This window comes from Streptomyces sp. SCSIO ZS0520 (assembly GCF_025643355.1).
GTDB lineage: Bacteria > Actinomycetota > Actinomycetes > Streptomycetales > Streptomycetaceae > Streptomyces > Streptomyces physcomitrii.
In genome coordinates this window covers 151,535-177,228 of sequence record NZ_CP092644.1, presented here as the reverse complement: position 1 = coordinate 177,228, position 25,694 = coordinate 151,535, and the positions used below count along the sequence as shown (strand labels likewise).

The window sequence follows — 25,694 nt, the reverse complement described above, 5'->3', positions numbered from 1 at the left end:
GCTCCCGCCAGATGGACAACGAAAAGAAGCTTCTCGATCACCTCAAGTGGGTGACGGCCGAACTCCGCCAGGCCCGGCAGAAGCTGCGCGAGGCCGAGGCGGACGAGCCCGAGCCGATCGCCATCGTCTCCATGGCCTGCCGCTACCCCGGTGGCGTGCGCTCGCCCGAGGACCTGTGGCAGCTGGTCCGGGAGGGCCGGGACGCCATCACCGGCTTCCCCACCGGCCGCGGCTGGGACCTGGCCTCGCTCTACGACGCCGACCCGGACCGGCTCGGCACCAGCTACGTACGCGAGGGCGGCTTCGTCCATGACGCGGGCGACTTCGACGCCGAGTTCTTCGGCATCTCCCCGCGCGAGGCCCTCGCCATGGACCCGCAGCAGCGGCTCCTCCTGGAAACCTCCTGGGAGGCCTTCGAGCGCGCGGGCGTCGACCCGGCCGCCGTCGCCGGCAGCCGCACCGGCGTCTTCGTCGGCACCACCTACACCGGCTACGGCAGCGACCGGGAGGGCGCCGAGGAGAACGTCGAGGGCCACCTCATGACCGGCATCGCGACCGCCGTCGCCTCCGGCCGGCTCTCCTACACCTACGGATTCGAGGGCCCCGCCGTCTCCCTCGACACCATGTGCTCCTCCTCCCTGGTCGCCCTGCACCTGGCCGTCCAGGCGCTGCGGCAGAAGGAGTGCACCCTCGCGCTCGCGGGCGGCTCGCAGATCATGTCCACGCCGGACGTGTACGTGGAGTTCAGCCGCCAGCGCGGCCTCTCCCCGGACGGCCGCTGCAAGCCCTTCGCCGCCGCCGCCGACGGCACCGGCTGGTCCGAGGGGGTCGGCGTGCTGCTCCTGGAGCGGCTCTCCGACGCCCGGCGCAACGGCCACCGGGTGCTCGCCGTGGTCCGCGGCTCCGCGATCAACCAGGACGGCGCCTCCAACGGGCTCACCGCCCCCAACGGGCCCTCCCAGCAGCGCGTCATCGAGCAGGCCCTCGCCAACGCCCGGCTCTCCCCGCACCAGGTCGACCTGATCGAGGCGCACGGCACCGGCACCACCCTCGGCGACCCCATCGAGGCGCAGGCCCTGCTCGCCACCTACGGCGGCAGCCGCCCGGAGGGGCGCCCGCTCTGGCTCGGCTCGGTGAAGTCGAACATCGGCCACGCGGCCGCCGCGGCGGGTGTCGCGGGTGTCATCAAGGCGGTCATGGCGGTACGCGAGGGCGTGCTCCCCAAGTCGCTGCACATCGACGCCCCCACCCCGGAGGTCGACTGGTCCTCCGGCGCCGTCGCCCTGCTCACCGAGGAGCGCGAGTGGTCCGTCCCCGGTGAGGAGCCGCGCACCGCCGCGATCTCCTCCTTCGGCGCGAGCGGCACCAACGCCCATGTCCTCGTCCAGTACGCCCCCGAGCCCGACCCGGAGCCGGCGGCCGAGGCACCCGCCGCGGTCTTCACCGGCGCCGCGCTGCCCTGGCTCCTCTCCGGCCGTACCGCCGAGGGACTGCGCGGCCAGGCCCGCTCCCTGCACGCCTACGCCTCCACCACCGCCACCGCACTCCCGGGCGCGGCCCTCGGCCTCGCCACCACCCGCGCCGCCCTGGAACGCCGCGGCGCGGTCCTCACCTCCGGCACCTCCGGCACCCCCGGTACCCCCGACAAGGACGCCCTGCTCACCGGCCTGGACGCCCTCGCCGAGGGCACCCCGGCGGCCAGCATCCTCGAAGGCACCACGGTCAGCGGCGCCGACCGCCCCGTCTTCGTCTTCCCGGGTCAGGGTTCGCAGTGGGCGGGGATGGCGGTCGAACTCCTGGATTCCTCCCCGGTGTTCGCGGCTCGTCTGGGGGAGTGCGCGGAGGCGCTGGACCCCTTCGTGGACTGGTCCCTGGTGGATGTCCTGCGGCAGGCGGACGGCGCTCCCGGTTTCGATCGCGTCGATGTGGTGCAGCCCGCGCTGTGGGCGGTGATGGTGTCGCTTGCCGAGGTGTGGCGTGCGGCGGGTGTCGCCCCGGCCGCGGTGATCGGTCACTCGCAGGGTGAGATCGCGGCTGCGGCGGTGTCCGGTGCGTTGTCCCTGTCGGATGCGGCGAAGGTTTCGGCGTTGCGGGCGCGGGCGTTGCTGGCGCTGGCGGGTAAGGGCGGGATGGTCTCGGTCGCGGATGCGGCCGGTTCCGTACGGGAGCGGATTTCGGTCTGGGGTGAGCGGCTTGCGCTCGCTTCGGTGAACGGTCCGCAGTCGACGGTGGTTTCGGGTGATCCCGAGGCGCTGGACGAGTTGATGGCGGGCTGTGAGGCGGAGGGGGTGCGGGCCCGGCGGATCAATGTGGACTACGCCTCGCACGGCCCCCAGGTGGAGAAGATCCGGACCGAGGTCCTGGGCGCGCTCTCCGGTATCGAGCCGCGCACGGCCGAGGTGCCGTTCCTGTCCACGGTGACCGGTGAGTTCGTGACCGGCACCGAGCTGGACGCCGAGTACTGGTACCGCAATCTGCGCAACACGGTCCGATTCGAGGACGCCGTACGGCAGTTGCTGGACCGGGGCCACGGGGCCTTCGTGGAGGCGAGTGCCCATCCGGTGCTGACCGTCGGCGTGCAGGAGACCATCGACGCGGCGGGCGCGCCCGCTTTCGTCCAGGGCACCCTGCGCCGCGAGGACGGCGACGCGGCCCGCTTCCTCGCCTCCCTCGCCGAGGCCTGGACCCGTGGTGTGCCCGTCAACTGGGCCATCGTCACGGACAGTTCGGCGCCCCCGGCCGAGGATCTGCCGACCTACGCCTTCCAGCGCCGCACCTACTGGCTGCACGGCGCCCGGACCGGCTCGGTCCAGGCCCCGGTGGACGCCGTGGAGGCCGAGTTCTGGGACTCCGTGGAGAACGGGGACATTGACTCGCTCTCCGGCTCCCTCGCCCTGGAGGACAGCGCGCCCCTGGCGGAGCTGCTCCCGGCACTCTCCTCCTGGCGGCGCCGCAGGCGGGAGCGCGGCGAGGTCGACAGCTGGCGCTACCGGATCGACTGGCAGCCGCTGGCCGAGAGCGCGCCGCCCGCCCTGGAGGGGACCTGGCTGCTCGTCACCGGGGACGGGGTCGAGGCCGAGATCCTGAAGACGGGGGAGTCGGCGCTCACCGCGCACGGCGCCGCCGTGCACCCGCTGACCCTCACGGGGGAGGGCGAACGCGGAGCCCTCGTACGGGAGTTGCTGGGCGCCGAGGTCGAGCACGGCCCCTTCGCCGGGGTGCTCTCGCTGCTCGCCACCGCGGAGCCGGAGCGGGGGCCCGCCACCACCCTGGCGCTTGTCCAGGCCCTGGCGGACGCGGAGTGCGAGGCGCCGCTGTGGGTCGCCACCCGCGGCGCCGTCGGCACCGGACCCGAGGAAGCGCCCGCACACCCCGCGCAGGCGGGGGCCTGGGGCCTTGGCCTGGTCGCCGCCCTGGAGCGGCCCGGCGGCTGGGGCGGCCTCGTCGACCTGCCCGCCGAGCCGGACGAGAACCTGCCCGGGCGGCTCGCCGCCGCGCTCGCGGGCCAGGAGGACCAGCTCGCGCTGCGGGCCACCGGCACCTATGTGCGCCGACTGGCGCGCGCCCCGCTGCCCGGCTCCGAGGTGCGGCCCTGGGAACCCGCCGACACCGTGCTCGTCACCGGCGCGACCGCGCCCGTCGGCGCCCGTACCGCCCTGCTGCTCGCGGCCTCCGGCGCCAAGCGCCTGCTGCTCACCGTGCCCGGCGGGGAGGAGCAACCTGCAGCGCTGGTGGGGGAGTTGGAGGAAGCCGGGGTCCAGGTCACGCTCGCGGAGTGGGACGGCCGGGACGTCACCGCGCTGCGGTCCCTCGCGGAGGCGGCCGCCGCGGACGGCGCCCCCGTCCGCGGGGTCTTCCACGCCGCCACCCGGGCCGACCTCGCCCCGCTCGACGAGACCACCGCCGCCGACCTCGCCGCCGCCACCGCGGCGAAGACCGTCCCGGCACGCGCCCTGGACGAGGCCTTCGGCGAGGAGGTCGAGGCCTTCGTGCTGTTCTCCTCGGTCACCTCCTACTGGGGCGGCGGGGAGCACGCCGCCTTCGCCGCCGCGAGCGCCGAGCTGGACGCGCTCGCCGCCCGCCGCCGGGCCCGCGGACTCGCCGCCACCTCGGTGGCCTGGGGCGTCTGGGACCTCTTCGACGCCGAGCAGAACCCGGCGGAGGCCGCCGAACTCCAGGCCCGCTCCGCGGACCGCGGACTGCCGCTGCTCGACCCCGAGACCGCCTGGCAGGCGCTGCGGCTCAGCCTCGGCAGGCAGGAGACCGCGATCGCCGTCGCGGACGTGGACTGGGAGCGGTTCTGGCCGCTGTTCACCTCCGCGCGACCCGCCCCGCTGCTCTCGGACCTGCCCGAGGTGCGCGGCCTCGGCCGGGGCCTGGCCGAGGACACCGGCACCGGGGCCGATCCCGGCGCCGCCGAGGCCCTGCGGAGCAAGCTCGCCGGGCTCTCCCCGGCCGAACAGGACCGGGCCCTCACCGACCTGGTCTGCGCCCACGCCGCCGCCGTCCTCGGGCACTCCTCCGCGAGCGCCGTCGACGCCGAACGCGCCTTCAAGGACCTCGGCTTCGACTCGCTCACCGCGGTGGGCCTGCGCAACGGCCTGGGCGCCGCCACCGGCCTCAGCCTGCCTGCCACCCTCGTCTTCGACTACCCGACGCCCGCCGCGATGGCCGGTTACGTACGCGATCACCTGCTGGCCGGGGCACGCCAGGAGGCGACCGCCGCCGGGGTGCAGTCGGGCCTGGACCAGCTGGAGGCGGACCTGCTGTCCGTCGCCCTGGACAAGGACGAACGCAAGAACCTCACCCGGCGCCTCGAAGGACTTCTGTCCCGCTTCAAGGACGCCCAGGCCGCCGCCGACGAGGAGTCGGTGAGCGGAAAGCTCGATTCGGCTTCCGACGAAGAGATCTTCGCCTTCATCCGTGAGGAATTCGGAAGGCCCGAGTAGGGCGTCCTCGGATCGGTCAGCATTTCCCACTTCCATTTTCGAGAGGTCCCCCATGGCGAAAGAAGAGACGCTCCGCGATTACCTGAAGTGGGTCACGGCCGATCTGCACGACACGCGCCGCCGCCTGCGGGAGGTGGAGGACGCCGGCCACGAGCCGCTGGCGATCGTCGGCATGGCCTGCCGCTTCCCCGGCGGGGTCTCCTCACCCGAAGACCTGTGGCAGCTGGTCTCCGAGGGCGGCGACGCCATCGGGCCCTTCCCCACCGACCGCGGCTGGGACCTGGACGCCATCTACGACCCGGACCCCGAGCGCTCCGGCCGCACCTATGTGCGCGAGGGCGGATTCCTCTACGAGGCGGGCGAGTTCGACCCCTCCGTCTTCGGGATCTCGCCGCGTGAGGCGATGGCGATGGACCCGCAGCAGCGGCTCGTCCTGGAGGCCGCCTGGGAGGCCTTCGAGCGCGCCGGGATCGACCCGCACGCGATGCGCGGCAGCCGCACCGGCACCTTCGTCGGCTGCTACAACCTCGACTACTGCTGGTCCCTGCCGGAGATCCCCGAGGGCTACGAGGGCCACCTCACCACCGGCAGCGCCTCCGCCGTGGTCTCCGGCCGCATCGCGTACACCTTCGGGCTGGAAGGCCCGGCGGTCTCCGTGGACACCGCCTGCTCCTCCGGTCTGGTCGCCCTGCACATGGCCGCGCAGGCGCTGCGGCAGGACGAGTGCAGCATGGCCCTGGTCGGCGGCGTGACGGTGATGTCGACGCCGCTGGAGTTCATCGGCTACAGCGAGCAGCGCGGCATGGCCGCCGACGCCCGCTGCAAGGCCTTCTCCGCCGCGGCCGACGGCATGGCCCTCGCCGAGGGCGCGGGCATGCTCCTGGTCGAGAAGCTCTCCGACGCCGAGGCCAAGGGCCACGAGATCCTCGCCGTGATCCGCGGCTCGGCCACAAACCAGGACGGTGCCTCCAACGGCCTGACCGCCCCCAACGGCCCCGCCCAGCAGCGCGTCATCAAGCAGGCCCTCGCCAACGCCCGGCTCACCACCCAGGACGTGGACGTGGTCGAGGCGCACGGCACCGGCACCGCCCTCGGCGACCCCATCGAGGCGGGCGCCCTGCTCGCCACCTACGGCCAGGGCCGCACCGGGGCCGAGCCGCTGCGCCTCGGCTCGGTGAAGTCCAACATCGGCCACACCCAGGCCGCTTCGGGCCTCGCCGGTGTCATGAAGATGGTCATGGCGATGCGGCACGGCGTCCTGCCGAAGTCCCTGCACGCCGCCGAGCCCTCCCCGCACATCGACTGGACCTCCGGCGCCGTCTCCCTGCTGACCGAGGCCACCCCCTGGAGCACGCCCGAGGACCGCCCGCGCCGGGCCGCCGTCTCCTCCTTCGGCATCAGCGGCACCAACGCCCACGTCATCCTCGAACAGCACGTCCCGGCCGCCGCGCCCGAGACCGCCCCCGCGGCCCCGGACAAGCAGCCCGAGGGCGCCCCCGAGTCCGTACCCGGCGAGACCGTCCCGGCCGCGCTCACCAGCGCCCTCATCCCGTGGACCGTCTCCGCGAAGCTCCCCGAGGCGCTGCGCGGACAGGCCGCCCGGCTGGCCGAGTTCACCCGCGGTGAGGGCGCCCTGCGCCCCGCCGATGTCGCGGCGGCCCTCACCCGCAGCCGCGCCGCCCTGGAGTCCCGGGGTGTCGTCCTCGCCGAGGACCGCGAGGGCTTCCTCACCGCCCTGGACGCCCTCGCCGAGGCGGCACCCGCCGCCGGAGTGATCGAGGGCGGCACCGTCAAGGGCGCCGACCGCACCGTCTTCGTCTTCCCGGGCCAGGGCTCCCAGTGGGCCGGGATGGCGGTCGAACTCCTCGACTCCTCCCCGGTGTTCGCGAGCCGCCTCGCCGAGTGCGCGGACGCCCTCGCCCCGTACGTGGACTGGTCCCTGGTGGACGTCCTGCGGCAGACCGAGGGCGCCCCCGGCTTCGACCGCGTCGACGTGGTGCAGCCCGCGCTCTGGGCGGTGATGGTCTCGCTCGCCGAGGTGTGGCGTGCGGCGGGTGTCGCCCCGGCCGCGGTGATCGGCCACTCCCAGGGCGAGATCGCCGCCGCGGCCGTCGCGGGCGCGCTCTCCCTCGGCGACGCCGCCAAGGTCTCGGCGCTGCGCGCGAAGGCGCTGCTCGCGCTCGCGGGCAAGGGCGGGATGGTCTCGGTCGCCGAGGCCGCCGACTCCGTACGGGAGCGGATCTCCGCCTGGGGCGAGCGCCTTGCCCTCGCCTCCGTCAACGGCCCCCAGTCCACGGTGGTCTCGGGTGACCCCGAGGCCCTGGACGAGCTGATGGCCGCCTGCGAGCGGGACGGGGTCCGGGCCCGCCGGATCAACGTGGACTACGCCTCGCACGGCCCCCAGGTCGAGCACATCCGCGCGGAGGTGCTGAGCGCGCTCTCCGGCATCGCGCCGCGCACCGCCGAGGTGCCCTTCCTGTCCACGGTCACCGGCGAGTTCGTCAACGGCACCGACCTGGACGCCGAGTACTGGTACCGCAACCTGCGCAACACCGTCCGCTTCGAGGACGCCGTACGCACCCTGCTCGACCGCGGCCACGGCGCCTTCGTGGAGGCGAGCGCCCACCCGGTGCTGACCGTCGGCGTGCAGGAGACCATCGACGCGGTGGGCGCCCCCGCGGTCACCCAGGGCACCCTGCGCCGCGACGAGGGCGGTGCCGCCCGCTTCCTCACCTCGCTGGCCGAGGCCTGGACCCACGGTGTGCCCGTCGACTGGGACACCGTGCGCCCCGCACCCGCCCCGGACACCGCCGTCCACCTGCCCACCTACGCCTTCCAGCGGCAGCGCTACTGGCTGGAGGTCGCCGCGAGCGGTGCCGGCGACGTCGCCGCGGCCGGGCTCGGCGCCACCGACCACCCGCTGCTCGGCGCCGCGGTCCGCCTCGCCGACGGCGACCAGGCCGTGCTGACCGGACGCCTCTCGCTGCGCACCCACCCCTGGCTCGCCGACCACGCGGTCAGCGGCACCGTGCTGCTCCCCGGCACCGCCTTCGTCGAGCTCGCGGTGCGCGCGGGCGACGAGGTCGGCCTCGACCGCCTCGACGAACTCACCCTGGAAGCACCCCTGTTGCTCCCCGAGGACGGGGCGGTGCGGCTCCAGCTCGTGGTCGGCCCCGCGGAGGCCGACGCGCGCAGGCCGGTGAGCCTGTACTCGGCGCCCGAGACCGCCGAGGAGGACACCGCCTGGACCCGGCACGCCACCGGACTCCTCGGCAGCGCGGGCCGCGCCCCCGGCACCGCGCTGACCGCCTGGCCCCCGGCGGGCGCCGAACCGGTCGCCCTGGAGGACTTCTACGAGCGGCTCGCGGGCGCCGGATACGAGTACGGCCCGGCCTTCCGCGGACTGGCCTCGGTCTGGCGGGTCCCCGGCGGCGAGGAGGTCTACGCCGAGGTCGCCCTCGACCACGACCACCAGGACGAGGCCGCCCGCTTCGGCCTGCACCCCGCCCTGCTCGACGCCGCCCTGCACGCCGGTCTCGTCTCCGCGGCCTCCGGCGGCGAGGGCGTCCGGCTGCCCTTCGCCTGGAACGGCGTCACCCTGCACGCCCAGGGCGCCACCTCGCTGCGGGTGCGGATCACCCCGGCCGGGGACGAGGGCGTCGCCCTGGAGATCGCGGACGCCGCCGGACAGCCGGTCGCCTCGGTGGCCTCGCTCGTCTCCCGGCCGGTGGAGACCGCTCGGCTGAGCAGCCGCCCCGCCCCGCAGGACGACTCGCTGTTCCGCCTGGAGTGGAACGAGGCCGGATTCGACGGCGAGGTGCCCGACCCGGCCGACTGGGCGCTCCTCGGCGAGGACCGCCTCGACCTGCTCGCCGCCTTCGAGCAGCTCGGCCACTTCCCGCAGATCTTCGACGAGGTCGCCGTGCTCGGCGAGAGCGTCGACGCCGGACTGCCCGCCCCCGGGGTCGTCGTGCTGCCGCTCGGCGGCCAGGCCTCCGGCGGTTCCCTCGCCGAGGCGCCGGGCCGGGCCACGGCGCAGCTCCTCGGCGTGCTCCAGGAGTGGCTGGCCGACAGCCGCCTGGAGGACTCCCGCCTGGTGGTCGCCACCCGCGGCGCCGTCTCGGTACGCCCCGGCGAGGACGTCACCGACCTCGCCCACGCCACCGCCTGGGGCCTGCTCCGCTCCGCGCAGGCGGAGAACCCGGGCCGCATCCTCCTGGTCGACCTGGACGCCGCCGACCCGGACGCGGCCGGGCTGCTCCCGCGCGCCGTCGCCCTCGCCGCGGAGCACACCGAACCGCAGGCCGCCGTCCGCGCGGGCGCGGTGCTCGTCCCGCGCCTGCTGCGCGGACCCGCCGCCCTGGTGCCGCCGAAGGACACCAACTGGCAGCTGCTTCCCGGGCGTTCGGGCACCCCCGACGACCTCGCCCTGGAACCGGTGGCCGAACTCCCGCTCGGTGAGGGCGAGGTACGGATCGCGGTCCGCGCCGCCGGCCTCAACTTCCGCGATGTGATGATCGCCCTCGGCATGTACCCGGGCGAGGCCACCATGGGCAACGAGGCCGCGGGCATCGTCGTCGAGACCGGCCCCGGCGTCTCCCGACTCGGGGTCGGCGACCGCGTGATGGGCCCGGTGCCCGGCGCCTTCGGCCCCCGCACCACCGCCGACCAGCGCCTGCTCGCCCGCATCCCGGACGGCTGGAGCTTCGAGCAGGCGGCCTCCGCCACCACCGCCTACCTCACCGCCTACTACGCCCTGGTCGACCTCGCCGGGCTGCGCGCGGGCGAGAAGGTCCTCGTGCACGCCGCGGCGGGCGGCGTCGGCACCGCCGCCGTCCAGCTCGCCCGCCACCTCGGCGCCGAGGTCTTCGGCACCGCCAGCAAGGGCAAGTGGGCAGCACTGCGCGCGGCCGGACTCGACGAGGCCCACCTCGGCTCCTCCCGGGACGCCTCTTTCGCCGCGCACTTCGCGGCGGCCGGCCCCCTGGACGTCGTACTGAACTCGCTCAGCGGCGAACTCACCGACGCCTCCCTGGGGTTGCTGCCGGACGGCGGGCGCTTCATCGACATGGGCAAGACCGACATCCGCGAGCCGCAGGCCGTGGCCGAGGCCCACCCGGGCGTCCGCTACCGGGCCTTCGACCTCCTGGAGGCGGGCCCGGACCGGATCGCGGAGATCCTCGCCGAACTGCTGCCGCTGTTCACCTCCGGCGCGCTCGCCCCGCTGCCGGTACGCGGCTGGGACATCCGGCGCGCGGGCGAGGCCTTCCGCTTCATGGCCGCCGCCCGGCACACCGGCAAGCTGGTCCTCACCCTCCCGCGGGGCTGGGACCCCGAGGGCACCGTCCTGATCACCGGCGGCACCGGCACCCTCGGCGGACTGCTCGCCAAGCACCTCGTACGGGAGCAGGGCGTACGGCAGCTGCTGCTGACCAGCCGCCGCGGGCCCGAGGCCCCCGGCGCCGCCGAACTCCTCGCCGAACTTGCCGACTTGGGCGCCACGGCCCGGGCGGTGGCCTGCGACGCCGCCGACCGCGGACAGCTCGCCGCGGCCCTCGACGGCATCGACGCGGCCCACCCGCTGCGCGGTGTGGTGCACGCCGCCGGTGTCCTCGACGACGGCGTGATCGCCTCGCTCACCCCGGAGCGGCTCGACCACGTCATGCGGCCCAAGTCCACGGCGGCTGCCCATCTGCACGAGCTGACCGCCGATCTGGACCTGACCGCCTTCGTCCTCTTCTCCTCGGCGGCCGGTGTCCTCGGCGGCCCCGCCCAGGGCAACTACGCGGCGGCCAACGCCTTCCTGGACGCCCTCGCCCAGCACCGGGTGGCGAAGGGGCTGCCCGCCTCCTCGATGGCCTGGGGCCTGTGGGGCGAGGCCAGCGGCATGACCGGGCACCTCGACGAGGAGGACGTCGCCCGGATGGCCCGCTCCGGCATGGTCGCCTTCTCCGCCGAGGAGGGCATGCGGCTCTTCGACGCGGCCCTCGCCAGCGGCGAACCCCTGCTGGCCCCGGTCCACATGGACGGCGCCGCCCTGCGCGCGATGGCCGCCTCCGGCGCCCTCCCCGCGCTCGCCCGCGGTCTTGTCCGCGTGCCGGGCCGCCGGATCGCCCAGTCCGCGGCCGAGGGCGGCTCCGCCTTCGCCCGCCAGATCGCCGCCCTCGGCGCCGACGACCGGCAGCGCACCCTGCTCGACCTGGTCCGCACCCACGCCGCCGCCGTCCTCGGCCACAGCGGCAGCGCCGCCGTCGGCGCCGAACGCGCCTTCAAGGACCTCGGCTTCGACTCGCTCACCGCCGTCGAACTGCGCAACCGGCTCGGCGCCGCCACCGGACTGCGCCTTCCCGCGACCGTCGTCTTCGACCACCCCACCCCCGCCGCGCTCGCCCGGCAGATCGGCTCCGAACTCCTCGGCGCCGCACCGAAGGAGACCGTCGAGGAGACCCGTACCGCGGTCGCCGACGACAGCGACCCGGTGGTCATCGTCGGCATGTCCTGCCGCTTCCCGGACGGCGTGGACTCGCCGGAGGCGCTGTGGCAGTTGGTCACCGAGGGCCGCGACGCCATCGGCCCCTTCCCCACCGACCGCGGCTGGGACCTCGCCGGAATCTACGACCCCGAGCCCGGCATCCCCGGCAAGAGCTATGTGCGCGAGGGCGGATTCCTGCACGAGGCGGGCCAGTTCGACCCCGAGCTGTTCGGGATCTCCCCGCGCGAGGCCCTGGCGATGGACCCGCAGCAGCGGCTCGTCCTGGAGGGCACCTGGCAGGTCTTCGAGCGCGCGGGCATCGACCCCGCCGCGCTCAAGGGCAGCAGGACCGGCGTCTTCGTCGGCGCGGTGCCCTCCGGCTACGCCACCGAACTCGCCGAGATCCCGGACGGTGTCGAGGGCTACTTCGGCACCGGCCTGTCCAACAGCGTCATCACCGGCCGCGTCGCCTACACCTTCGGACTCGAAGGCCCCGCGGTCACCGTCGACACCGCCTGCTCCTCGGGCCTGGTCGCCCTGCACCTCGCCGCCAACGCCCTGCGCCAGGGCGAGTGCAGCATGGCCGTCGCCGGAGGTGTGGCCGTGATGTCCACCCCGGTGGAGTTCATGGAGTTCGGCCGCCAGCGCGCGCTCGCCCCGGACGCCCGCTGCAAGGCCTTCGCCGCCTCCGCCGACGGCACCAGCTTCTCCGAGGGCCTCGGCGTGCTCCTCCTGGAACGCCTCTCCGACGCCCGCCGCAAGGGCCACCAGGTCCTCGCCGTGGTCCGCGGCTCGGCCACCAACCAGGACGGCGCCTCCAACGGCCTCACCGCCCCGAGCGGCCCCTCCCAGCAGCGGGTGATCCGCCAGGCCCTCGCCAACGCCCGCCTCTCCGCGCTCGACGTGGACGCGGTCGAGGCCCACGGCACCGGTACGAAGCTGGGCGACCCGATCGAGGCGCACGCCCTGCTCGCCACCTACGGCCAGGGCCGCGAGGAGGAACGCCCGCTGCTGCTCGGTTCGTTGAAGTCCAACATCGGCCACACCCAGGCCGTCTCCGGCATCGCGGGCGTCATCAAGTCCGTGATGGCGCTCCGGCACGGTGTACTGCCGAGGACCCTGCACGTGGACGCGCCCTCCCCGCACATCGAGTGGGACCAGGGCGCGGTGGAACTGCTCACCGAGGAGCGGGCCTGGCCCGAGACCGGCCGCGCCCGCCGCGTCGGCATCTCCTCCTTCGGCATCAGCGGCACCAACGCCCACCTCATCCTGGAGCAGCCCGCCGAAGCCGGGCCGGACGGCACGGACCGCGCGCCCGCCCGCCAGGACGCCCCCGCCCTCGCGGAGGTGCTCGCCCCGACCGTCCCCTGGCCGCTGTCCGGCAAGAACCCCGGCGCCCTCCAGGGCCAGGCCGCCCGGCTCGCCGCCCACCTGGCCGAGGACCACGACCTCTCCCTCTCCGACCTCGGCCTCTCCCTCGCCACCACCCGCGCCCGGCTCGAACACCGCGCGGTCGTCGTCCTCGGCAGCCGCGAGGAGGCCCTCGGCGGCCTCGGCGCCCTGGGCGAGCAGATGCCCGCGGGCAATGTCGTCACCGGCGCCGCGGACCTCTCCGGCAAGACGGTGTTCGTCTTCCCGGGTCAGGGTTCGCAGTGGGCGGGGATGGCGGTCGAACTCCTGGACTCCTCCCCGGTGTTCGCGGCCCGGTTCGCCGAAGTCGCGGGCGCTGTCGAGGCGTACGTGGACTGGTCGGTGGAGTCGGTCGTACGGGGTGCGGACGAGGCTCCGTCGCTCGACCGCATCGAGATCCTCCAACCGGTGCTGTTCACCGTGATGGTGTCGCTGGCCGCGCTGTGGCGCGCCGCCGGTGTGGTGCCGGACGCGGTGGTCGGTCACTCGCAGGGTGAGATCGCCGCTGCTGCCGTGTCCGGCGCTCTGTCGCTTGGGGATGCGGCTCAAGTGGTGGTGCTGCGTTCGCAGTTGTTCGCGGATGAGTTGGTCGGCAAGGGTGCGGTGGCGTCGGTTTCCTTGCCTGCGGCTGAGGTCGAGGCTCGTATCGCGCGTTTCAACGGTGACGCTGAGGTGTTGTCGATCGCGGGGAACAATGGTCCGCGTTCGGTGACGGTCGCGGGTCAAGTCGCGGCTCTGGAAGAGCTGGTGGCGGAGTTGGAGGCCGAGGGTGTCCGGGCGAAGGTGATCGGTTCGACGGTCGCTTCGCACTGCGCTCAGGTGGACCCGCTGCACGAGCGGATCCTCGATCTGCTGTCGTTCGTGCAGCCGCGTGAGGGCTCCGTTCCGCTGTATTCGACGGTCAACGGCGAGGTGCTGAGCGGTGCCGAGTTGGATGCTTCGTACTGGTTCGAGAACTGCCGTCGTTTGGTCAGCTTCGAGCCGGTCGTACGCGCCCTGATCGCCGATGGTTTCGACGTGTTCGTGGAGTCGAGCGCGCACCCGGTGCTGACCTACGGCATCAGCGAGACCGCCGAGGCCGCGGGCCGGGACGTCCTCGCGCAGGGCACCCTGCGGCGCGAGGAGGGCGGGCTCGCCCGGTTCTACAGCTCCCTCGCGGGGGTCTGGACCCGGGGCGTGGACGTCGACTGGGCCGGGGCCTTCGCCGGGCGCGGGGCCCGGGTGGTCGACCTGCCGACCTACGCCTTCCAGCACCAGCGCTACTGGCTGGAGTCCGGCACCGCCGCCGCGGCCTCGCCGCTCGCGGACGAGATGACCGCCGGGTTCTGGACCGCGGTGGAGAACGAGGACCTGGACGCCCTCTCCGGCACCGTCGGCATCGACGCGGAGCTGCCGCTGCGCGAACTCCTCCCGGCGCTGTCCTCCTGGCGCCGCGGCCGCCACGAGCAGACCACCGTCGACTCCTGGCGCTACGAGGTCAACTGGGCGCCGCTGGCCGAGACGTCGGAGGCGAAGCTCGACGGGGACTGGCTGGCCGTACTGCCCGCCGGGGCCGAGAGCGAGACCAAGGCCGTCCTCGACGCGCTCGCGGCGCGCGGCGCCCGGCTGCGTACCGTGACGCTCGACCCGGCCGCGCCCGACCGCGAGGCCTGGGCCCGGGAGCTGACCGAGGCGGCGGAGCAGGAACCGGCCGGGCTGCTCTCGCTGCTCGGTCTCGCCGAGGAGCGGGAGGCGGCGGCCACCGGCACCCTGGTGCTCTTCCAGGCGCTCACCGACTCCGGTCTGGGCGCCCCGCTGTGGGCGCTCACCCGGGGCGCGGTCGCCACCCCGGGCGACGGGCCCGCCGACCCGGTGCAGGCACAGCTGTGGGGCTTCGGGCGGGTCGCCGCCCTCGAACAGCCCCGCGACTGGGGCGGTCTGGTCGATCTGCCGGAGGAGTTCGACGAGCGGGCCGCCGACCGGCTCGCCCGGGTGCTTGCCGGTCTCGGCGACGAGGACCAGGTGGCGCTGCGCGAGACCGGCGCCTTCGGCCGCCGCCTGGCCCGCGCCCCGCTGGCCGGTGCCGAGCCGGTACGCCGGTGGAAGCCCTCCGGCACCGCCCTGGTCACCGGCGGCACCGGCGGTGTCGGCGCCCATGTCGCCCGCTGGCTGGCCCGCAACGGCGCCGCCCACCTGGTGCTGACCAGCCGCCGCGGGGCCGAGGCCCCCGGCGCGGCCGAACTCGCCGCGGAACTGCGGGAGTCGGGCGCCGAGGTCACCCTCGCCGCCTGCGATGTCTCCGACCTGGAGCAGCTGGCCGCGGTCCTCGCGGACATCCCCGAGGAGCAGCCGCTGCGGGCCGTGGTGCACGCGGTCGGCATCGTGCAGACCACCCTCATCGGGGACACCACCGTCGAGGACTACCGGCGCATCAACGCGGGCAAGATCCGCGGCGCCGAGCACCTGGACGCCCTGCTCGGGGACACCCCGCTCGACGCCTTCGTGCTCTTCTCCTCCAACTCCGGGGTCTGGGGCAGCGGCCGGCACAGCGGCTACGCCCCCGGCAACGCCTACCTGGACGCCTTCGCCCAGCGGCGCCGGGCCCGCGGCCTGCCCGCCACCTCGCTGGCCTGGGGTGCCTGGGGCGGCGGCGGCATGATGGAGGGCGAGGGCGTCGAGGAGTACATGCGCAAGCGCGGTGTCCTGGAGATGGCACCGGAACTCGCCCTCTCCGCCATGGTCCAGGCCGTGGAGCACGAGGAGGTCTTCCGGGCCATCGCCGACGTGGAGTGGGAGCGCTTCGTCCCCGGCTTCACCTCCGGCCGCCCGAGCCCGCTGATCACCGGCATCCCAGAGGCCGTGCGGGCGCTGAAGGCCACCGAGCAGGACAGCGCGGAGACCGGTGCCGCGAGCGGGGCCGCCGCGAAGCTCGCCGAGCGGCTCGGCGCCGCGACCCCGGCCGAGCGGGACGCCATCCTGCTCGACCTGGTACGCGGACAGGTGGCCGCCGTCCTCGGGCACGCCTCCGGGGAGGACATCGAGCCCGGGCGGGCCTTCAAGAACCTCGGCTTCGACTCGCTCACCGCGGTCGAGCTGCGGGACCGCCTCGGCGCCGCCACCGGCCACAAGCTCCCGGCCACCATCGTCTTCGACTACCCCAACCCGACCGCCCTCGCCCAGCACCTGCGGGCCGCCGTCCTGCCCGACTCGGCGCAGCCCGTCGGCTCCGTACTCGACGAACTCGACCGCCTGGAAGGGGCGTTGGCCGCCTCCGAGCCGGACAGCGACACCCGCACCAAGCTGAAGAAGCGGCTCGAAGCACTGCTGTGGACCTGGGGCCAGAACCCCGCCGACACCGCAGCGGACGCCGAAGAAGGCGACCTGGAGTCGGCCTCCGCCGACGACATGTTCGCCCTGCTCGACAAAGAGCTCGGCACCTCCTGACCCCGACCACACCAGTCCCCGGCCGGAGTCCGTCCGGCCGGTGCCCCGAACCCGGGGCACCGGCCGCGGCGGGCCCGGCCCTCCGCCGCACGCGGCCTCACGGAGATCTCGACCATGGCGAACCACGCGAACAACGAAGAGAAACTGCTCGAATACCTCAAGCGGGCCACGGCCGATCTGCAGCAGACCCGCAAGCGCCTGCAGGCCGTCCAGGCGGCGGAGCACGAGCCCATCGCCCTCGTCGGCATGGCCTGCCGCTACCCCGGCGACGCCGACTCTCCCGAGGCGCTGTGGGACCTGGTGGCCAAGGGCCAGGACGCGGTGGGCGCCTTCCCCGGCAACCGCGGCTGGGACATCGAGTCCCGCTACAGCGCGGACCCCGACGTCCCCGGCAGCAACTACGTACGGGAGGGCGCCTTCCTCTACGACGTGGACGAGTTCGACGCCGACTTCTTCGGGATCAACCCGCGTGAGGCGCTCGCCATGGACCCGCAGCAGCGGCTGCTCCTGGAGACCGGCTGGGAGGCCGTGGAGCGCGCGGGCATCGCCCCGCTGAGCCTGACCGGCAGCGCCACCGGCACCTTCGTCGGCTTCAGCGCCATGGACTACACCTCGGGCATGACCGAGGTGCCCGAGGAGGTCGAGGGCTACATCGGCACCGGCAACCTCGCCAGCGTCATGTCGGGCCGGCTCTCGTACTCCCTCGGTCTCGAAGGCCCGGCGGTCACCATCGACACCGCCTGCTCCTCCTCGCTCGTCGCCATGCACATGGCCGCGCAGGCGCTGCGGGCGGGGGAGTGCTCCATGGCCCTGGCGGGCGGCGTCACCGTGATGTCCAACCAGGCCGGGTTCATCGAGTTCAGCCGTCAGCGGGCGCTCGCCCCGGACGGCCGCTGCAAGGCCTTCGCCGCCGCGGCCGACGGCTTCGGGCCCTCGGAGGGCGCCGGGATCGTCGTCATGGAGCGCCTCTCCGACGCCCAGCGCGCGGGCCGCCGGATCCTCGCCGTGCTGCGCGGCTCCGCCGTCAACCAGGACGGCGCCTCCAACGGCCTCACCGCCCCCAACGGCCCCTCCCAGGTACGCGTCATCCGGCAGGCCCTCGCCAACGCCCGGGTGCCCGCCGCCGAGGTCGACGCGGTCGAGGGCCACGGCACCGGCACCACCCTCGGCGACCCCATCGAGGCGCAGGCCCTGCTCGCCACCTACGGCCAGAACCGGCCGGAGGGGCAGCCGCTCTGGCTCGGCTCGCTGAAGTCGAACATCGGCCACACCTCGGCCGCCTCGGGTGTCGCCAGCGTCATGAAGATGGTCATGGCCATGCGCAACGGCCTGCTCCCGCAGACCCTGCACGTGGACGCGCCCTCGCCGAAGATCGACTGGGACTCCGGCGCCGTCGAACTCCTCACCGAGGCCCGCGACTGGCCCCGCACCGGCCGCCCCCGCCGCGCCGGTGTCTCGGCCTTCGGCATCAGCGGCACCAACGCCCACGTCATCCTCGAAGAGGCCCCGGCGACGGAGGCCCCGGCCGAGGGCGCCGAGGCGAGCGACCCCGCCGCGGACCCCGCCAGCGGCGAGGCGGCCCCGGCGCTCCTGTCCCGGCTCGGCACCACGGTGCCCTGGCTGCTCTCCGGACGGACCGCCAAGGCCCTGCGCGGGCAGGCCGAACGGCTCCGCCGGTACGCGGCCACCGGCGACCTCGACGCCACCGCCACCGGTGTCGCCCTGGCCACCTCGCGGTCCGCCTTCGACCACCGCGCCGCCGTCGCCGCCCCCGGCCACGAGGACACCCTCCGCGGCCTGGCGGCCCTCGCCGAGGGCGACCTCGCCGCCGGCGCGCTCCAGGGCCGCGACCAGGGCGGCAAGTCCGTCTTCGTCTTCCCGGGTCAGGGTTCGCAGTGGGCGGGGATGGCGGTCGAACTGCTTGATTCCTCGCCGGTGTTCGCGGCTCGTCTGGGGGAGTGCGCGGAGGCGCTGGACCCCTTCGTGGACTGGTCCCTGGTGGATGTCCTGCGGCAGACCGAGGGTGCCCCCGGCTTCGATCGCGTCGATGTGGTGCAGCCCGCGCTCTGGGCCGTGATGGTGTCGCTTGCCGAGGTGTGGCGTGCGGCGGGTGTCGCCCCGGCCGCGGTGATCGGTCACTCGCAGGGTGAGATCGCGGCTGCGGCGGTGTCCGGTGCGTTGTCCCTGTCGGATGCGGCGAAGGTTTCGGCGTTGCGGGCGCGGGCGTTGCTGGCGCTGGCGGGTAAGGGCGGGATGGTCTCGGTAGCGGATGCGGCCGGTTCCGTACGGGAGCGGATTTCGGCCTGGGGTGAGCGGCTTGCGCTCGCTTCGGTGAACGGTCCGCAGTCGACGGTGGTTTCGGGTGATCCCGAAGCCCTCGACGAGCTGATGGCGGCCTGTGAGGCGGAGGGGGTGCGGGCCCGGCGGATCAATGTGGACTACGCCTCGCACGGCCCCCAGGTCGAGCAGATCCGCGAGGAGGTGCTCGGCCTCCTGGACGGTATTCAGCCACGCACCGCCGAGGTGCCGTTCCTCTCCACGGTGACCGGTGAGTTCGTGACCGGCACCGAGCTGGACGCCGAGTACTGGTACCGCAATCTGCGCAACACGGTCCGATTCGAGGACGCCGTACGGCAGTTGCTGGCCTCGGGGCACAGCCTGTTCCTGGAGGCCAGCGCGCACCCGGTGCTCACCGTGGGCGTGCAGGAGAGCATCGACGCCGCCGGTGCCGCCGCCACCTCGCAGGGCACCCTGCGCCGCGAGGAGGGCGGCCCCGACCGGCTGCTCGCCTCCCTCGCGGAGGCCTGGGCGCACGGTGCCGCGGTCGACTGGCGCCTGGTCTACGCCGGGCACGAGGCCTCCGGCGCCGACCTGCCCACGTACGCCTTCCAGCGGCAGCGGTACTGGCTGGATGTCGCCGCCGCGGCCGCCGCCGATGTCACCGCGGCGGGGCTCGGCGCCACCGACCACCCCCTGCTCGGCGCCGCGGTCCGGCTCGCCGAGGGCAACCAGACCGTGCTGACCGGGCGGCTCTCGCTGCGCACCCACCCCTGGCTCGGCGACCACGTGGTCTCCGGGGTGCGGGTGCTGCCGGGCGGCGCCTTCGTCGAGCTCGCGGTGCGCGCGGGCGACGAGGCCGGCTGCGACCGGCTCACCGAACTCGCCCTGGAGACCCCGATGGTGATCCCCGCCGAGGGCGCCGTCCAGGTGCAGGTGGTGGTCGGTCCGGAGAGCGACACGGGACGCGCCGTCACCGTCTACGGGCGGCCCGAGAGCGCCGGGGACGCGGGCGAGTGGACCCGGCACGCCCACGGCCGCCTGGAGCGCTCGGACAGCCCCGAGGGCGGCACCGAACTGACCGCCTGGCCGCCGAGCGGCGCCGAGCGGGTCGACCTCGACGGCTTCTATGAGGGGCTGCACCAGCAGGGGTACGGGTACGGCCCGGTCTTTCAGGGGTTGGCCGACGTCTGGCTCGCGGGCGACGGTGGCGGTGTGTTCGCCGAGGTGACGCTGCCAGCGGAGCAGCAGGAAGACGCAGGCCGGTTCGGCCTCCACCCGGCCCTGCTCGACTCGGCGCTCCACGCGCTCGCGGTCAGCGGGCCGGAGGCGGAGGAGGGCACGGCCTGGCTGCCGTACGCCTTCACGGGGCTGCGCCTGTACGCGGCCGGTGCCACCCGGGTGCGCGTCCACCTCAAGCCGGTCGGCCCCGAGGAAGTGGCCCTCGTGGTCGCCGATGTGACCGGGCGTCCGGTCGCCACCGTCGACTCCTTCGCCTCCCGGCTGGTCTCCGGCGCCGAGCTGAGGGCCCTCGCGGACGCGGTTGCCGGAGGCACCGCCGCGGCCGTCCTGCCGGGCGCCCCGCTGCGCCGCGCGGCGGCCGGGCAGGACGACGCCGAGGCCGAGTCCTTCACCGCCCGGCTCGCCGCGATGGGCCCCGAGGAGCAGGAGCGCGCGCTGACCGACCTGGTGCGCAGCCGGGTCGCCGCGGTGCTCGGGCACGGCGAGAGCGAGACCGTGGAGGCCGAACGCGCCTTCCGCGACCTCGGCTTCGACTCGCTCACCGCGGTCGAGCTGCGCAACCGGCTCACCGCCGCCACCGGCCTGAGCCTGCCCGCGACGCTCGTCTTCAGCCACCCCACCCCGCTGGCCCTCGCCCAGCACCTGCTCGACCAGCTCGGCACCGTGGGCGCCGCGGAGGGCCCGGTGGCCCGCGAGTTCGCCGCCCTCGAAGCGGCCCTGTCGGCCGAGGCCCCCGAGGGCGAGGACCGCGAGGCGGTCGTCGGCCGCCTGGAGGCCCTGCTGTGGCGGTGGCGGGAGCGCTCCGGCTCCGGTTCCGGGGGTGTGATCGAGTCCGGCGCCCTCGACTCGGTGTCCGACGACGAGATCTTCGACCTGATCGACAAGGAACTGGGAGCTTCCTGACCTGCTCCTCCAGCCCCGTATCCACAAGGAGAACTCGACAGCATGTCGACGAGCAACGAAGCGAAGCTCCGCGAGTACCTCAAGCGCGTCACCACCGACCTCAGCCAGACCCGCCAGCAGCTGCGCGAGGTGGAGAACGCCGGCCACGAGCCGCTCGCCATCGTCTCGATGGCCTGCCGCTTCCCCGGCGGCGTCACCGACCCCGAGGGCTTCTGGCAGCTGATCGCCTCCGGCACCGACGCGATCAGCACCTTCCCCACCGACCGCGGCTGGGACGTGGAGAACCTCTACGACCCGGACCCCGACAAGCCGGGCACCACCTACGTCCGCGAGGGCGGCTTCCTCGACGACGCCACCCTCTTCGACCCCGAGCTGTTCGGCATCTCGCCCCGCGAGGCCGCCGCGATGGACCCGCAGCAGCGGCTCTTCCTGGAGACCGCCTGGGAGACCCTGGAACGCGGCGGCTTCGACCCCCTGTCGCTGAAGTCGACGCAGACCGGGGTCTTCGTGGGCGCCGTCGCCTCCGACTACGCCTCCCGCCTGGACGCGCTCCCGGAGGGCACCGAGGGCTACATCGGCACCGGCACCATGTCCTCCGTGCTGTCCGGCCGCATCGCCTACACCTTCGGCCTGGCCGGTCCCGCCGTCACCGTGGACACCGCCTGCTCCTCCGGTCTGGTCGCCCTGCACCTGGCGGTCCAGGCGCTGCGCCAGGGCGAGTGCGACCTGGCGCTCGCGGCCGGGGTCGCCGTGATGGCGAGCCCCGCCGCCTTCGTCGAGTTCAGCCGCCAGCGGGCGCTGGCCCCCGACGGCCGCTGCAAGGCCTTCGGCGCGGGCGCCGACGGCACCACCTGGTCCGAGGGCGCGGGCGTCCTCCTCGTGGAGCGCCTCTCCGACGCGCAGCGCAACGGGCACCAGGTCCTCGCCGTGATCCGCGGCTCCGCCCTCAACCAGGACGGCGCCAGCAACGGACTCACCGCGCCCAGCGAGCCCGCCCAGCAGGAGGTCATCCGCCGCGCCCTCGCCAACGCCCGGCTCACCGCGGCCCAGGTCGACGCGGTCGAGGCGCACGGCACCGGCACCACCCTCGGCGACCCCATCGAGGCGCAGGCCCTGCTCGCCACGTACGGCAAGGAGAAGAGCGCCGAGGCGCCGCTGTGGCTCGGCTCGGTGAAGTCGAACATCGGCCACGGCGGACCGGTCGCGGGCATCGCCGGGGTCATCAAGATGGTGCAGGCGCTGCGGCACGGACAGCTGCCGCGCACCCTGCACGCCGAGGAGAGCTCCCCGCACATCGACTGGTCCAGCGGCGCGGTCAAGCTGCTCACCGAGGCGCGGGACTGGGCCCCGGGCGCCGATCCGCGCCGGGCCGGTGTCTCCTCCTTCGGCGTCAGCGGCACCAACGCCCACGTCATCCTCGAAGAGGCCCCGGCCGCCGAGGAGCCGGCGGACACCCCGGCCGAGGACGCGGGCGGCCCCGCCCTGTGGACCCTCTCCGGGCGCACCGAGGCCGCGCTGCGCGCCCAGGCCGCCCGGCTGCTCGACCACGTCCGCGAGGGCGCCGACCTCGCCTCCACCGGCTGGTCGCTGGCCACCACCCGTACCGCGCACCCGGTCAGGGCCGCGGTCGCGGCGCCGGACCACGCCTCCTTCCTCTCCGGTCTGCAGGCCCTCGCCGACGGCGACGACCTCGGCAGCCAGGCCGTCCCCGGCGCCGACCGCCCCGTCTTCGTCTTCCCCGGCCAGGGTTCGCAGTGGCCGGGTATGGCGGTCGAACTCCTGGACTCCTCGCCGGTGTTCGCGGCGCGGTTGCAGGAGTGTGCCGAGGCGCTGGCCCCGTACGTGGACTGGTCGCTGCTGGATGTGCTGCGGCAGGCGGACGGTGCTCCGGGCTTCGACCGGGTGGATGTCGTGCAGCCCGCGCTGTGGGCCGTGATGGTCTCCCTCGCCGAACTCTGGCGCGCCAACGGCATCCGCCCGGCGGCGGTGCTCGGCCACTCCCAGGGCGAGATCGCCGCGGCCGCCGTCTCCGGTGCGCTGTCGCTCGAGGACGCCGCGAAGGTCTCGGCGCTGCGGGCCAAGGCGCTGCTCGCGCTCGCGGGCAAGGGCGGCATGGTCTCGGTCGCGGCCCCCGCCGCCGAGGTCACCACCCGTATCGAGGCCTGGGGTGAGCGCCTCTCGCTCGCCTCGGTCAACGGCCCCCGCTCGACCGTGGTCTCCGGTGAACCGGGCGCCCTGGACGAGCTGTTGGCCGCCTGCGAGCGGGACGGGGTGCGCGCCCGCCGCATCAACGTCGACTACGCCTCGCACTCGGCCCAGGTGGAGTCCATCCGCGAGGAGGTGCTCGGCGCCCTCGCCGGGATCACCCCGCGCACGGCCGAGGTGCCCTTCTTCTCCACGGTCACCGCCCTGCCGGTGACGGGCACCGAGCTGGACGCCGAGTACTGGTTCACCAACCTGCGCACCACCGTCCGCTTCGAGGAGGGCGTCCGCGCCCTGCTCGCCTCCGGGCACGGCCTCTTCGTGGAGTCCAGCGCCCACCCGGTGCTCACCATCGGGGTGCAGGAGACCATCGACGAGCTCGGCTCCTCGGCGGTCACCCTCGGCACCCTGCGCCGCGAGGAGGGCGGCCCGCTGCGCTTCCTCAGCTCGCTCGGCGAGGCCTGGGCGCACGGCGCCGCCCCCGACTGGGCGGCCGTCTACCGCGACCGCCCGGTACGCCGCGTCCCGCTGCCCACCTACGCCTTCCAGCACCGCAGTTACTGGCTGGAGGACGAGAGCGCGGCCGCCGCGAGCGGCACCGCCCCCGGCGGCCCTGTCGACGAGGTGGACGCCGCCTTCTGGGCCGCCGTCGAGAACGGCGACCTCTCCGCGCTCGACGGCCTCGACCTCGCCGCCGACCAGCCGATCGGCTCCGTACTGCCCGCCCTGACCGACTGGCGGCGTACCCGAAGGGAAAAGTCCGTCATGGACTCCTGGCGCTACCGCACTGTGTGGACCGTCGCCGAGACCGCCGAGCCCGCCCTCACCGGCACCTGGCTCATCATCGAACCCGAGGGGCAGGCCGAGGACCTCGCCGAGGCCGCGGCGCGGCAGCTCAAGGAGCACGGCGCCCAGAGCATCCGCATCACGGTCGAGATCGACGCCGCGGACCGCTACACCCTGGCCCAGCAGATCCACGAGACGCTGACCGAGGGCACCGAGATCACCGGTGTGCTCTCGCTGCTCTCCCTCGACGAGCGCCCGCACCCCGAGTACGAGGCGCTGCCGCTCGGCCTCGCGGGCACGGTCACCCTGGTGCAGGCCGTCCTCCAGGTCCGCGAACTCGCCGAGTTCGACGCGCCGGTGTGGTCGCTGACCCAGGGCGCCGTCTCGATCGGCGACACGGACGCCGTCACCAGCCCGGTGCAGGCCGCCGTCTGGGGCCTGGCCCGCGTCCTGGTGCAGGAGCACCCGCGGCTGTGGGGCGGCATCGTCGACCTGCCGCAGCAGGTGGACGAGAAGGCCTGGACCCGGCTCGCCCGGGTGCTCACCGAACCCGGCGACGAGGACCAACTCGCCATCCGCTCCTGGGACATCCTGGTCCGCAGGCTGGTCCGCGCGCCCCTCGGGGACACCGCCCCGGCCCGCGAATGGAAGCCCGAGGGCACCGCCCTGGTCACCGGCGGCACCGGCGGCCTCGGCGCCCACACCGCCCGCTGGCTGGCCCGCAGCGGCGCCGAGCACCTGCTCCTGGTCAGCCGCAGCGGCGCGGACGCCCCCGGCGCCGCCGAACTCACCGCCGAACTCGAAGAGCTGGGCGCCCGCGTGACCCTCGCCGCCGCCGACGTCTCGGACCGCGAGGCGCTCGCCGGGGTGCTCGCGGCGATCCCCGCCGAGACGCCGCTGACCTCCGTCTTCCACACCGCCGCCGTCCTCGACGACGGCATGGTCGACACCCTCACCCCGGACCGCCTGGAGCGCACCTTCCAGGTCAAGGCGCGCGGCGCCCAGCACCTCGCCGAACTCACCGCCGACGCCGGGCTGACCGCCTTCGTGCTCTTCTCCTCCTTCGGCGCCTCCTACGGCTCCGCGGGCCTCGGCAACTACACGCCCGGCAACACCTTCCTGGACGCCCTCGCCGAGCAGCGGCGCGCCCAGGGGCTGCCCGCCACCTCGGTGGTCTGGGGCACCTGGGAGGGCAGCGGCATGGCCGACAACGGCGTCGGCGAGCGGGCCCGCACCCAGGGCGTCTGGGAGCTGCCGCCCGAGCAGGCCACCGCCGCGCTCCAGCAGGCCCTGGACCACGAGGAGACCAACCCGGTCCTCATCGACATCCGCTGGGACAGCTTCTCGCTCGGCACCAACACCGAGCGGAACAGCCCGCTGTTCGAGATGGTGCCGGAGGCCGCCGCCAAGGTGGCCGCCGCGCAGGCCGAGGCCGAGTCCGCCGCCGAGGAGAGCGCCGGCGCCCCCGAGGCCCTGCTCGCCCGGCTGCAGGCGCAGCCGCCGTCCGAGCAGGAGCGCGTCCTGCTCGAACTGGTCCGCAAGCAGGCCGCCTCCGTCCTCGGCCACGGCAGCACGGGCGAGGGCGCCCTCGCCGCCGTCGGACCCGACCGGCCCTTCAGGGAACTCGGCTTCGACTCGCTGAGCGCCGTCGAACTGCGCAACCGGCTCGGCGCCGCCACCGGCCTCAGCCTGCCCTCCACCCTCGTCTTCGACCACCCGACGCCCGCCGAACTCGCCGCCGAGCTCCGGACCGAACTCCTCGGCGAGAGCGGCGGGGTGGAGCCGGTGCTCGACGAGATCGGGCGCCTGGAAGCCGTACTGGGCTCCGCCCCGGAGGACCCGGAGGCCCGCGCGGCCATCACCGGCCGCCTCCAGGCACTGCTGTCCACCTGGACCGGCAAGGGCGGGAACCAGGGCGAGAGCGATGTGGACGCGGCCTCCGACGACGAGCTGTTCGGCCTGCTCGACGACGAACTCGAAACGAAATAACCCATGAACGGCGCCGCTTCGGCCTTCCGCTTCCCGTGCCC

General features: G+C 74.6%; 2 protein-coding genes and 2 pseudogenes. All 4 read left to right on the top strand.

Annotated elements, in window-relative coordinates:
* Positions 1-11 precede the first annotated feature (11 nt).
* Positions 12-4,949, top strand: a pseudogene (locus MID12_RS32210) (type I polyketide synthase); the annotation flags it as partial.
* Between the two features lie 52 nt (positions 4,950-5,001).
* The gene (locus MID12_RS00535) at positions 5,002-16,254 is read left to right on the top strand and encodes a type I polyketide synthase (protein WP_263164110.1); all 11,253 of its coding nucleotides are present in this window, start codon (positions 5,002-5,004) and stop codon (positions 16,252-16,254) included.
* Between the two features lie 126 nt (positions 16,255-16,380).
* Positions 16,381-20,676: pseudogene (locus MID12_RS00530) on the top strand (type I polyketide synthase); the annotation flags it as partial.
* A gap of 42 nt (positions 20,677-20,718) precedes the next feature.
* Entirely contained in the window at positions 20,719-25,653 is a 4,935-nt protein-coding gene (locus MID12_RS00525; RefSeq protein ID WP_263164104.1) for a type I polyketide synthase, read from the top strand.
* The last annotated feature ends 41 nt before the right edge of the window (positions 25,654-25,694 follow it).